Raw genomic sequence first — 11,502 nt, forward strand, 5'->3', positions numbered from 1 at the left:
CACTACCATTCAGATTCGGGCTCTTAGAGAGTCGCTGACCTGCTGGGACTGTCCGTAGCCCGCTATATCGATTGTGTCGCCAGCAGAAAACCCTGAAATAGTACCAGAAAACGGGTGCGCACGATTTAAAACAATATTTGAATCTGAACCTGTAAAATCTATTATTGTTCCAGAGGATACGCTGTTTGCGAAGGTAACACTTCCACCAGACAGATCAATAATCCCAGAACCTGAAACAATAGTATTAAAATATAAATTTTCTCCAGAATATATATTTATATTTCCATCATTCACAAATGGTGATGTAATAGTCGAATTACCCAAAAATTGCCAATCCGCACCCGCAGCAATTGAGATAGTATTGAATTGTGTAAATTCTGTTGAAGGATTGGAAAATATACCTGCAACGGTACCACCGAACACAAGATCGGCCGCATATCCGCCATAGACAAGGCCATCGAAACTAGCGCCAGGCAGAATTGTCAATGTATCATTCGGCGCCGCTACATTACCTGCCGCAAAAGATATTGCCGCCCCCGAACTGGCACTGACCATGCCCCCCTGGACGATATCGACATAGCTCCGTCTAGTCTGCACCAGAATGCCAGTCCCGCCGTCAATCGTCCCCAGATTCGTCAGTTCGGAGAAAGTATTGAGTTCGACACCAACAGCGCCCCCTTCTATCACGGCTCCGGCCAGATTTATTGCACTGGCCGCCCCAATCTGCAGTGCCGTTCCACCGTTTCCAGCAACGATCGTACCAGCATTCAGAAGCGAAGCGCCTATCACATCGCCACTCAAATTGACGGCGATCGAGCTTGAACTGGTTATTGTTGCGAGGTTATTATTCTGGATGTCAAAAGCATGCCCGGTTGTGCATTCTATTGCCCCAAGAGCGCCCGATATCAGTCCTGAATTAATGATCTGACCGCCGTCTTCAAGAGAGATACCTTGACCGGTCGGCGCCTGTAGACTGCCCGTGACGTCAATCGTCCACACGGCAGACGCAACAAGCGCGTTTCCCGATGCAACAGCAAAATTTCCCGTTACCGTTACCGGATCGGTATACTGGGTCGGCGAGAGCAAGATCTCTGTGGCCTGGCTTCCGCTAATCGTGTCAGACATCGTTGCTCCTCACGGTTCAGCCGAACGGATGATTTCTCCTTAAGGTTGTATATACGTTAAACTTTAAGTTGAGTCTATATAAATTTTATACTTTGTTAATTTTATTCTCCCGGAGGGCGGCGTCAGGCACTTGGGCATCCGGGTTAAAATATCCATAGATGATACGCGCCGTGGCCCGATTGATTCCCGCTACCGCCTCGAGATCTTTCAGCCCCGCCTGGCGCACCCCTCTTGCCGATCCGAAATGATTGAGCAACGCGCGTTTGCGGGCGGCACCAATGCCTGGAATGCCGTCAAGTTCGCTGGTCGTGATCTTGCGGCTCCTCCCGGCCCTATGGGTCGTGATTGCGTAACGATGCGCCTCGTCTCTCAGCCTCTGCAGAAAATACAGCACGGGATCGCGCGGCGGCAGTTGAAACGGAGCACGGTCCGGCAAGTGAAACCACTCGCGCCCGGCATCCCTGTCCGGCCCCTTGGCAATCGCCACAAGCGAAATGTCGTCAATACCCAGTTCGTCCAAAACTGCCCGCGCGGACGAAAGCTGCCCCTGGCCGCCATCGATGACAACCAGGTCAGGCCAGGCCCCTTCCTCTCGCCGAGGGTCCTCTGCCTGCGCACGCGCGAAACGGCGGGTCAGAACTTCCCGCATCATGGCGAAATCATCGCCTGGCGTAATGGGCCCCTTGATGGAGAAACGCCGATAGGCAGGCTTCACGAACCCTTCGGGCCCGGCAACGACCATCACGCCATAGGCATTTGTGCCCATGATGTGCGAATTGTCGTAGATCTCGATGCGTTGCGGCGAAGCCTCAAGCCCGAACAACGAAGCCGTGGCGGACAGGAGCTTTTCCTGACCGGCAGATTCGGCAAGCTTTCGTTCCAGCGCCTCGCGGGCGTTGGTGGCCGCGTGTTCGACAACTTGCCGCTTTTCCCCGCGCTGGGGGACAGCCATATCGACTTTATGCCCAGCCTTGAGGCTGAGAGCGTCCCTCAGCAGCCCAGCCTGGGCGACAGCGGTATTGAGCAGGATGAGAGGGGGCGGAACCTTGTCGTCATAGAACTGGCTGACAAACGCCCCGATGACATCACCCGCGGCGGCTCCCTGGGCATGCGCGGGAAAGAAACTTCGATTTCCGTAATTTCTTCCGCCACGGATGAAAAAGACCTGCACACATGACTGGCCCGCCGCCTGATGGATCGCAATGACATCGGCATCCACGACTGTCTCGGGGTTGATCACATCTCCCCCGCTTATGTGTGCGAGTCCGCGAATTCGGTCCCGGATCGCAGCGGCCCGCTCATATTCCATGGAGTCAGATGCGGCCTGCATTTCGGCGGCAAGATCGCGCTGAACCGTACCGGCGCGGCCAGAGAGAAAATCGCTCGCCTGGCGCACCAGCATACCGTAGGCTTGCGCATCTATGCGCCCGACACAGGGAGCAGAGCATCGTTTGATCTGATAGAGCAGGCAGGGCCGGGACCGGTTGATGAAAACGGAGTCTGCGCATGTACGAAGCAGAAACACCCGCTGCAGCGCCTGGATCGTCTGGTTCACAGACCACGCGGAGGCGAACGGCCCCCAATATCGCCCCTTTCGTGTCTGAGCGCCGCGATGCTTGGTAAGCTGGGGGAAATCCCCGTCCTCGGTAATCATCAACCACGGATAGGATTTGTCGTCGCGGAGAAGAATGTTGAACTTCGGCCGCAGTTTCTTGATGAGATTTGCTTCGAGAAGCAGAGCCTCTGCCTCGGTGTGCGTCGTGATGATCTCAATGCTCGCGGTCTCGGAAACCATGCGCCGCAGCCGTTCGGGCAACCGAGCGACCTGGGTATAGGTGGTGACGCGTTTTTTCAGGCTGCGCGCCTTGCCCACATAAAGAGCATCTCCGCCCCGATCGAGCATCCGATAGACGCCCGGCGCCGCCGGCATCGACCCAAGAGCGGCCGCAATGATATCGACCCCTCTAGGGGGCGTTTGAGGATCATGCATTATGCTAGCCTGTCATCGCAGCGAGACTGTGGATAACTCTGTGAACGAATTCGAAGACTCTAGACCCAAAGCGATAGTCAAGTCGGCCGAGGAATTTTAAGTCAAGTCAGGACCACGCCTATAAGTATTTGATATTAAAATTTATTCTTTCAATCGATCGCCACATGTCGAGCCCCCGTAAACACTTGCACGAAACCGATCCGCCTCAACTGCCAGCGTGGACAACTTAAGACGCGGCCATTCACTGATTTTTCGACGTATGAAATGATATCATGCCATTCGGGGCAGACGGCCATCCGAAGGGTTCGCATCCAAACCGCGGTAAAATCCCGATTATCGACAGTGACACCATGACATCTCGTTGCCCCTCGAGGAGCTTCATATGACCGCACATCCCAGTTCGCCAGATACGGCGCCACGCGCAAGCCTGCCGGTCCATGCTCTGAGACCCGAGGACATCGAAAGCTTCCTCGGCGGCTTGGACGAACCGGCCGCGTCGTATCTGCGCATGAAGGAATTTTCGGCAAAGGCCGCATCCGTCGTGCTACTGCCGGGCCAGAGCGGGATATCGCTAGCCGTTCTGGGGCTTGGTGACCATCCGGATCCATCAACTTTTGGCGATCTTCCCAAGCAACTGCCGAGCAGCGCCGACTGGACCCTCTTGCCGGGACACTATGATCCCGGCGAGGCATATCTCGGCATCACCCTTGGCGCATACCGGTTCGACCGGTTCCGCAAGCCAGCGGCGAAACTGCCACGAATTCTTGTCCAGAACGCACCCGACCGGGCAAAGCACCTTGCCGAGGCCGTTTGTTTCACCCGGGACTTGGTGAATACGCCAGCCAATCATCTGGGGCCCAAGGAACTGGCCGACGCGGGCGAAGCGCTGGCGGCGCGTCATGGAGCGCGGTCGAGGCGGATCGGCGGCGCCGAACTCGCGAGCGGCTATCCCGCCCTCAACGCCGTGGGCGCCGGGTCGGAACGCAAGCCGGAAATCCTGCAATTCAGTTGGGGGGAGAACCCGGCGCTTCCCCTGATCTCCCTTTGTGGCAAGGGCGTATGTTTCGACTCGGGCGGCTACGATCTGAAGCCCAGTTCGGCGATGCTGCGCATGAAAAAGGATATGGGCGGCGCCGCCATAGCTCTGGGCGTGGCGCAGGCCATCATGGCGCTTGACCTCCCCGTTCGACTCGAAGTGCGGATCGGGTGCGTTGAAAATAGTGTTTCCGGGCACGCGATGCGTCCGCTCGACGTGCTGCACACACGAGCAGGACTTACAGTGGAAGTTGGGAACACCGATGCCGAGGGCCGGCTGGTCCTCGCGGATCTCCTAACCGATGCGGCGGGCGCGAAACCGGATTGGCTGATCGATTTTGCGACCCTGACGGGCGCTGCGCGCGTTGCGCTCGGGCCCGAATTGCCTGCGCTTTTCGCGAATGACGACAGGCTGGCAGATGCCTTGATCGCCTCCGGCACCGCTTTGCATGATCCTTTATGGCGGCTGCCCCTTTGGCATGGCTACGAGTCGTGGCTGGACAGCAAAATTGCCGACATGAATTCGGTCGCGTCGAAACCATTCTCCGGCGCAATCGTAGCGGCTCTCTTCCTTCAACGCTTTGTCCCCGCAGGCACAGCTTGGGCGCATATCGACACCTATGCGTGGAACGACACAACAACGCCAGGAAAACCAGAAGGGGGAGAGGCCCAATCCTTGATCGCGACTGTTGGGGCGATCGAATATTTGTCCAGTATATCGGTTAGCGAACGATCTTAATAATTTTTGGGTAGACAAATAATATATAGCAACGGAATTGCAATGTTTTCATGTTTCAATGTCTTGAGAATGAAGCGCGGCATCCACACTTGACCTTGGGTTATCCTGCTGGAAAGCTGGCGAATATGGAGGTGATCTTTCGTCACGAAAGTTCAATCCAGATGTTGCAAAGCCAGTATCTTCTGGTGATCAGTATGCCGGGTGGCCGGAAGGAGATTGTGTCATGGGACAACGCATGGATTCAGAGGGGCTGGTGGAGATTTTCCGTGATACGATTGTAGCTCTCGTCAGGCGCGAAGGCGTTGATCTATCGGCCCGCCAGCTCGGCGTGTTTCTCACCTGCTATCTCGATGACGACGCGCACACCGTGCGCGGTCTCGCGAGCCAGTTGAATGTTTCAAAGCCGGCAATCACGCGTGCCCTGGACAGGCTGTCCGACCTTGACCTCGCCCGCCGGAAGGTCGATCCAGCCGATCGCCGGAGCGTGCTGGTCCAGCGGACAACCAAGGGGTCAGCCTTTTTGCGGGATATCCGTGCCGTGATGAGTGAATTGGCAATGGACGAAACAAGGCATTCAGAGCAAACCAATAGCTGTTCGGCGGCTCCCAACTGAATGGAAGAGTGGAATTAGATGATCGATCGGCGCGGGCTATTAGGCTTTGCTGTCGCCTTTCTCGGTGCCTCCGGCGTTAAGGCGCGCGCAGCGGCAGCATTACCGGAACATACGCAAAAAATTCTTGCAGAAGTACTGTCCTATCTGAACGGACTGAAAACAGTAACCGCCCGCTTCATGCAGGTTGGCCCCGACGGGTCAGTTCGCACGGGAACGGCGATCGTCCAGCGGCCCGGCAAAATGCGTTTCCAGTACGACAAGCCAAATCCACAACTTTTGGTTGCTGGATTTGGTTTGCTCGTTTACCATGATCCAGAGTTAAACCAGACAAGCAACATCCCACTGGCATCGACGCCACTCGGGATTCTGCTCGCGAAACACATTCGCTTTGACGGCGACGTGAAGCTGCTGCGAGTGACGACCCCGCCCGGTGAAATCCAGGTCACCTTGGCCAGGGTCGGGAAGGAATCCCAAGGTCATATCACGCTCGTATTCTCCACCAATCCGATTGAACTGCGGCAATGGCGGATCACCGACGCTCAGGGTCGCATTACTCAGGTTAGCCTGTATGACCTTAAAAAAGCCGCCCCCTTCCCCGACAAAACATTCGAGTTCATCCCTGGCTTCAACTCGAACTGATTTCCTGCAGTGCGGCTGACATTATGCCTGCAACTCTGGCAGTCCAGAGACCGGTGCTGACAGGGCGCGCCGGATTTGCGACAAACCAGTCATGATCTCCCGTTCATCAAAACTGATCGGCATTTCCTGCTGCCGCAAGCTCTTTGGCGTCTTCGGCATGGTCAATCACGCCGCATCGGACACCTATATCCGCGCCGTTGATCTCGTGGTCGGGGGAATGCCCCTGCTCATTCCAGCAAACGGCGATCGCGCCCATATCGATACGCTGCTGGAAAGGCTCGATGGACTTATCCTGACTGGCAGCCGCAGCAACGTTGCCGCCGTGTTCTATGGCGGACCGCCGCAACCGCCCGAAGACGCGCCCGAAGATCCCGAGCGGGATCTCGTAACACTACCCCTGGTGCGCGGCGCCATCGAACGGGGCCTGCCGGTTCTGGCGATTTGCCGAGGGCTGCAGGAACTGAACGTCGCTCTCGGTGGTACCCTGCATCAACGTCTGCAAGACCTGCCGGGCAAGATCGACCATTCGACGCCCATGCAACCGCATGCCCCGGTCAGGACCGGAAAAGCCCATCACGTCGTCTTGCGCTCCGGCGGCAGGCTGGCTCAGATCGTCAAAAGCGAGTCTCTTTCCGTCAATTCCCTTCATAATCAGGGAATTGACCGGTTGGCTCCAGGTCTTCTGGTCGAAGCGCGCGCAACCGACGGCACCATCGAAGCGGTCACCGGAACAGCAGCCGGCTACCTCGTCGGTGTGCAATGGCACCCCGAATATGATTTCGAGCATGACGCTGCATCCCGGCGCATATTTGAAAGCTTCGGTGCGGCAGTGGATAAGACGAGCTAGAGCATCATCCGATCCGGATGGATCGGAAAGTGCTCTAACCGCTCGCAGGACAAATAGGAAACGGAAATGCCCGACTTCGTGATCGCCCCACCCGCCACCCCGGCCGTGCCTGTGATTGGCGGAGGATTTTTTCCCATCCGACGGATTTTCTGCGTCGGGCGCAATTATGCCGCACACACCCGAGAAATGGGCGGAGACCCGAATCGCGAGCCGCCGTTCTTTTTCACGAAACCAGCCGACGCGATCATTGTGGGCGATGCCGTCCCTTTCCCCACCGCCACGAATAATCTTCATCACGAAATGGAACTGGTTGTCGCACTCGGCTCGGGCGGCAGGGATATCCCGTCCAGCGCGACCTTGAATACTGTCTATGGGTATGCCGCCGGCGTGGACCTGACCCGCCGGGATCTTCAGGACGAGGCAAAATCGCTTCGCCGCCCTTGGGACATGAGCAAAGGTTTCGACCATTCGGCACCGGTCGGCCCGATTGCCCCGGCAGCACGCATTGGGCACCCCGCCTCGGGCCGCATCTCGCTCGCCGTCAACGGCGAGCAGCGCCAGAACGGGGATCTGTCGGACATGATATGGCCTGTCGCCGACATCATCGCCTACCTTTCCACCCTTGTGGAACTGAGGGCCGGCGACCTGATCTTCACGGGAACGCCAGACGGGGTCGGGCCGCTGAGCCACGGCGATCGTATCGCCGGCATCATCGACGGGGTTGGCCAGCTCGAATTCACGCTCTCATGACAGCCCTGACCATCGCGACCTGGAATATCAACTCGGTCAGGCTCCGCCGCGATCTGCTGCATCGGCTGAACGAGCTGGCGACACCCGACATCGTCTGTCTCCAGGAAACGAAAGTACCGGACGAGCTCTTCCCTGATGATCTGGGAGCCGCTCTCGGCCTGCCTCATGTGCTGAAGCGCGGCATGAAAGGCTACAACGGTGTCGCCATTCTCTCCCGACATCCGCTTGAACCGATCAACGATACGCCCGACTGGTGCATGAAATCCGACTGTCGGCACCTCGCGGCACGGGTCGACGCCGGGCCGGAACAACTTGTGGTGCACAATTTTTATGTTCCTGCCGGTGGCGACGTTCCTGACCGCGAGCAGAACCCGAAATATGGCCACAAGCTGGATTTCATCGCCGAAACCCGCAACCATTTCGCGGCCAACCGTCCACAGCGTACAGTGCTGGTCGGCGATCTGAACATCGCACCTCTGGAACACGATGTCTGGAGCCACAAGCAATTGCTTGGCGTCGTCAGTCATACCCCTCCGGAAACCGAGGGGCTGAACGCCTGGCGACGCGAAGGCTTCATCGATGCCATCCGGCATTTCGTGCCGGATGATCAGAAGCTTTACACATGGTGGTCTTATCGGAACCGGGACTGGAGAGCCTCCAACCGCGGCCGCCGCCTCGATCACATCTGGGTCTCGGCAGACCTGTCCGGCTGCCTGACCCGGCACATCATTCTTCAGGACGCGCGGGATTGGGAACGTGGCTCCGATCACGTTCCGGTGGCGCTGACCCTCGATCTGTAGCCCTGCAATGCGCGTTGCAGGGTGCGCCGCGCAGCCGCGGCCTCGCGCGCGAGTGAGAGCAGATGCGGTATCTGTGCGGGTTGGCGCAACACGCTCTGCATCACCCTACCGACGGCGATACGGCCATCCGCGCCAAGCGCAAGCAGAGCCGCCGGAGGCAGATGCCGCCCGGCCGGATCGGCAACAGCCCGCAAGACGGCAAATTTCAAGCCATTTGCCAAAGCGACGCCCGCAACGGCCGCAGACTCAAGATCGATCGCGGAGGCCCCAGTCGACGCATAAAGCGTCATCTTGGCCTCAGGCGTCACAGCGACCTGCCCGCCACCGATCATGGCGCCGACAGTCACACCGCCGAACATCTCAGCGAGCTCATCGTCACAAGGAAAAATCGCGCCGTGCCCATCCAGTATTCGTCCCGGGACGAGAAGATCCCCCGCCGCAAGGCCTGGATCCAGTCCGCCCGCCAGGCCGAAACTGATGACCGCCGAAACCCGCTTGTCCTGCACAAGAGATTGCGCGGCGTGAAGCGCGCCCTCCGGTGTTCCGCCACCAACAACGACCCGTACCCCCATATCGCGCAGGAGGCTGGCTTCCGCGGTGAGCCCCGTCACGAATGCCAGCATGATGTGGAACGGGTGCTCAGCGCGGGCTGAGCACCATGATCATCTGCCGGTTTTCCATCTTCGGCATCTGTTCGACCTTGGTGTCGGTCTCCATGTCAATACGGATACGTTCCAGCACTTTGACACCGAGTTCCTGATGGGCCATTTCACGTCCGCGAAAGCGTAGGGTGACCTTAACCTTATCGCCTTCGCCAATGAAGCTCTTCATGGCGCGCAGTTTCACCTGATAATCGTTTTCGTCGATATTTGGGCGGACCTTGATCTCTTTGATCTCGATCACTTTCTGCTTCTTGCGCGCCTCATTTTTCTTCTTCTGCTGCTCGTATTTGAATTTGCCATAATCGAGCAGTTTACAGACTGGCGGATCGGCGTTCGGGCTGATCTCGACAAGATCAAGCCCAACCTCGCCGGCGCGGCGCTGCGCCTCTCTCGTGCTCATGACACCGAGCATTTCGCCCTCCTGGTCGATGAGGCGAACCTGAGGGACACGAATATCTCATTCACGCGCGGGCCTTCGCGGTTTGGCGGGCTCGGCGGAGCAGGTAGTCTGGCTATGTCGGTCTCCTGTCATTGTGGACAAATATAACTGCAGCCTTATCGCTCTAGACGATATCGGGCCGCCAAAGCAACAGAACAAGCGCCCTGCCCGTCAGTTCGGCATGAATGGATCGGCCGCGTAGTGGACCGCGATGAGAGACAAACCATCTGCCGGCGCGGTCGGCCCGGCCGCGGCACGATCGCGCGCGGCAAGAGCCTCGGCCACGCGGGCGACCGGCCAGCGCCCGTCGCCGACCAACTTGAGCGTGCCGACCATGTTCCGCACCTGGTGATGAAGAAAGCTGCGCGCATCCGCCTCGATCACCACCAAGTCACCATTCCGCACGACGTCGAGCCGATCGAGCGTACGCAGCGGCGACGTCGCCTGACAGGCGCTGGCCCGGAAACTGGTGAAATCATGGCGACCCAGGAGGGACTGGGCCGCTGGTGCATCGCCGGCACATCGAGCGGCGCCTTCACATGCCAGACGAAGCCCTCCTGCAAGGCTGGGCGGGCGTATCGTTGAGGATCAGGTAGCGATACGAGCGCCCGGTCGCCGAAAAGCGCGGGCTCCAGTCCGCCGATGGAACCCGCGCGGCTGCAAGCACCACCACCGGATGCGGTTTCATGTGGAAATTCAACGCCTCCCGAACCGCCCGCGCGTCGAACGGGTCCGGCAGTTCAAGAGCGGCGACCTGACCGGCGGCATGCACCCCCGCATCCGTGCGACCGGCGACAACGCTTTCCGGCACAACACCACCACACAACCGAGACGCGGCCGTCTCCAGAACCTCCTGCACCGACAGCCCGTTCTCCTGGCGCTGCCAGCCAACAAGTCCCTGCCGTCATATTCAAGCCGAAGCGCCCAGCGCGTCACCCGAGACGCGTCCCGATGCCAACTGGATGACCACGCAGAAACGCCTCTGCGGGCATGGCGGCGCGTCCTGCGCGTTGCACCAGTGTCGGCCGGATCGCGGCCTCGCCGCAGGCAATGGTCAGGTGATCATCAAGCACCGTTCCCGGTTCGCCATGTCCCGCTGCCGCGTGCGCCCACATGATCTTGAGCGTCTCGCCGTCCAGGCGGGTCTCCGTACCCCGGCCAGGGCTGGAAGGCCCGAATTCGCCGCAGAATCGCTTCCGCCGGCTCGGACCAGTCGATCACGGCATCCGCCTTCGACAGTTTGGGGGCATAGGTCGCCCCTGTTTCAGGCTGTGGGACCGGAATGCAATCCGCTTGCAGAGCCTTGAGAATCAGATTGGCGCCAAGGGCAGCGAGCCTGTCATGCAGATCCGCCGTTGTATCGTTCGGACCGATCGGCAGCGACTCGGCCAGAAGCATCGCACCGGTATCCAGCCCCTCGTCCATCTGCATGATGGTGACGCCGGTCTGTGCGTCACCCGCCAGCACTGCGGCATGGATCGGTGCAGCGCCACGCCAGCGCGGCAACAGGCTGGCGTGGATATTGATACAGCCGCGCCGGGTGTCGCCAGCATGTCCGGGGGCAGCATCTGCCCATACGCGGCAACAACGGCAACATCGAGATCAAGGCTGCGGAAATAGGCTCTTTCGGCATCGTCGCGACGCAGACGTTCCGGCGTCCGAACCGACAGACCGAGCCCGTCGGCCGCCTCGTGAACGGGGCATTTGTGAATTCGATGCCCTCGCCAACCGGCGCGGCGGCTGGCAATAGACCGCAACCACGTCATGCCTGCGCCATGCAGCGCCTTCAGCGCCGGAACCGCAAATCCCGGCGAGCCCATGAAGACCAGACGCATCAGCGCGCCGGCTTTCGGGCCGCCTTTT

9 protein-coding genes and 3 pseudogenes are annotated in these 11,502 nt (G+C 59.0%); 6 read left to right on the forward strand and 6 right to left on the reverse strand.

Going from position 1 to position 11,502, the window contains the following annotated elements:
• Positions 1 to 9: 9 nt before the first annotated feature.
• Positions 10 to 1,125 (reverse strand): hypothetical protein, encoded by a 1,116-nt coding sequence (locus tag ACIDOCELLA78_RS92020; protein WP_201729178.1) that lies wholly within the window; start codon positions 1,123 to 1,125, stop codon positions 10 to 12.
• An 85-nt stretch (positions 1,126 to 1,210) separates the two neighbouring features.
• Positions 1,211 to 3,115 carry an excinuclease ABC subunit UvrC gene (gene uvrC / locus ACIDOCELLA78_RS92025; RefSeq protein ID WP_201729179.1) on the reverse strand — a complete coding sequence of 635 codons (1,905 nt, stop codon included), beginning with the start codon at positions 3,113 to 3,115 and terminating at the stop codon, positions 1,211 to 1,213.
• Positions 3,116 to 3,497: 382 nt separating this feature from the next.
• Between uvrC and ACIDOCELLA78_RS92030 the strand changes: the two genes are divergently transcribed.
• From ACIDOCELLA78_RS92030 to ACIDOCELLA78_RS92055, 6 genes are all read left to right on the forward strand, one after another.
• Positions 3,498 to 4,889: a M17 family metallopeptidase gene (locus tag ACIDOCELLA78_RS92030; RefSeq protein ID WP_201729180.1), complete on the forward strand. Its 1,392-nt coding sequence runs from the start codon at positions 3,498 to 3,500 to the stop codon at positions 4,887 to 4,889.
• A 223-nt stretch (positions 4,890 to 5,112) separates the two neighbouring features.
• Entirely contained in the window at positions 5,113 to 5,502 is a 390-nt protein-coding gene (locus ACIDOCELLA78_RS92035) for a MarR family transcriptional regulator (RefSeq protein WP_201729181.1), read from the forward strand.
• An 18-nt stretch (positions 5,503 to 5,520) separates the two neighbouring features.
• Entirely contained in the window at positions 5,521 to 6,141 is a 621-nt protein-coding gene (locus ACIDOCELLA78_RS92040) for an outer membrane lipoprotein carrier protein LolA (RefSeq protein WP_201729182.1), read from the forward strand.
• A gap of 91 nt (positions 6,142 to 6,232) precedes the next feature.
• Entirely contained in the window at positions 6,233 to 6,988 is a 756-nt protein-coding gene (locus ACIDOCELLA78_RS92045) for a gamma-glutamyl-gamma-aminobutyrate hydrolase family protein (RefSeq protein WP_201729183.1), read from the forward strand.
• A 66-nt stretch (positions 6,989 to 7,054) separates the two neighbouring features.
• Positions 7,055 to 7,738 carry a fumarylacetoacetate hydrolase family protein gene (locus ACIDOCELLA78_RS92050; RefSeq protein WP_201729184.1) on the forward strand — a complete coding sequence of 228 codons (684 nt, stop codon included), beginning with the start codon at positions 7,055 to 7,057 and terminating at the stop codon, positions 7,736 to 7,738.
• A complete protein-coding gene (locus tag ACIDOCELLA78_RS92055) occupies positions 7,735 to 8,538 on the forward strand; it encodes an exodeoxyribonuclease III (protein ID WP_201729185.1) in 804 nt (267 codons plus the stop codon). Before ACIDOCELLA78_RS92050 ends, ACIDOCELLA78_RS92055 begins: the two co-directional genes overlap by 4 nt.
• Here the strand turns inward: ACIDOCELLA78_RS92055 and ACIDOCELLA78_RS92060 are convergent.
• The 4 genes and pseudogenes from ACIDOCELLA78_RS92060 to fmt all read right to left on the reverse strand — a co-directional run bounded on the left by ACIDOCELLA78_RS92060 (position 8,505) and on the right by fmt (position 11,474).
• Positions 8,505 to 9,161, reverse strand: a complete 657-nt coding sequence (locus ACIDOCELLA78_RS92060; RefSeq protein ID WP_249676228.1) for a hypothetical protein — start codon at positions 9,159 to 9,161, stop codon at positions 8,505 to 8,507. The two genes, ACIDOCELLA78_RS92055 and ACIDOCELLA78_RS92060, sit on opposite strands and share 34 nt — an antisense overlap.
• A 16-nt stretch (positions 9,162 to 9,177) precedes the next feature.
• A pseudogene (gene infC / locus ACIDOCELLA78_RS92065) lies at positions 9,178 to 9,716 on the reverse strand (translation initiation factor IF-3).
• Positions 9,717 to 9,810: 94 nt separating this feature from the next.
• A pseudogene (gene truA / locus ACIDOCELLA78_RS92070) lies at positions 9,811 to 10,575 on the reverse strand (tRNA pseudouridine(38-40) synthase TruA).
• Positions 10,572 to 11,474 (reverse strand): annotated as a pseudogene (gene fmt, locus ACIDOCELLA78_RS92075) (methionyl-tRNA formyltransferase). The pseudogenes truA and fmt overlap by 4 nt, the downstream one beginning before the upstream one ends.
• Positions 11,475 to 11,502 lie beyond the last annotated feature (28 nt).

This window comes from Acidocella sp. C78 (genome assembly GCF_907164655.1).

Excerpts from the sequence above, each read along its gene's own strand:
- ACIDOCELLA78_RS92020 (WP_201729178.1), bottom strand. The coding sequence starts at position 1,125 with ATGTCTGACACGATTAGCGGAAGCCAGGCCACAGAGATCTTGCTCTCG.
- uvrC (WP_201729179.1), bottom strand. The coding sequence starts at position 3,115 with ATGCATGATCCTCAAACGCCCCCTAGAGGGGTCGATATCATTGCGGCC.
- ACIDOCELLA78_RS92050 (WP_201729184.1), top strand. The coding sequence starts at position 7,055 with ATGCCCGACTTCGTGATCGCCCCACCCGCCACCCCGGCCGTGCCTGTG.
- ACIDOCELLA78_RS92035 (WP_201729181.1), top strand. The coding sequence starts at position 5,113 with ATGGGACAACGCATGGATTCAGAGGGGCTGGTGGAGATTTTCCGTGAT.
- ACIDOCELLA78_RS92045 (WP_201729183.1), top strand. The coding sequence starts at position 6,233 with ATGATCTCCCGTTCATCAAAACTGATCGGCATTTCCTGCTGCCGCAAG.
- ACIDOCELLA78_RS92040 (WP_201729182.1), top strand. The coding sequence starts at position 5,521 with ATGATCGATCGGCGCGGGCTATTAGGCTTTGCTGTCGCCTTTCTCGGT.
- ACIDOCELLA78_RS92060 (WP_249676228.1), bottom strand. The coding sequence starts at position 9,161 with ATGCTGGCATTCGTGACGGGGCTCACCGCGGAAGCCAGCCTCCTGCGC.
- ACIDOCELLA78_RS92030 (WP_201729180.1), top strand. The coding sequence starts at position 3,498 with ATGACCGCACATCCCAGTTCGCCAGATACGGCGCCACGCGCAAGCCTG.
- ACIDOCELLA78_RS92055 (WP_201729185.1), top strand. The coding sequence starts at position 7,735 with ATGACAGCCCTGACCATCGCGACCTGGAATATCAACTCGGTCAGGCTC.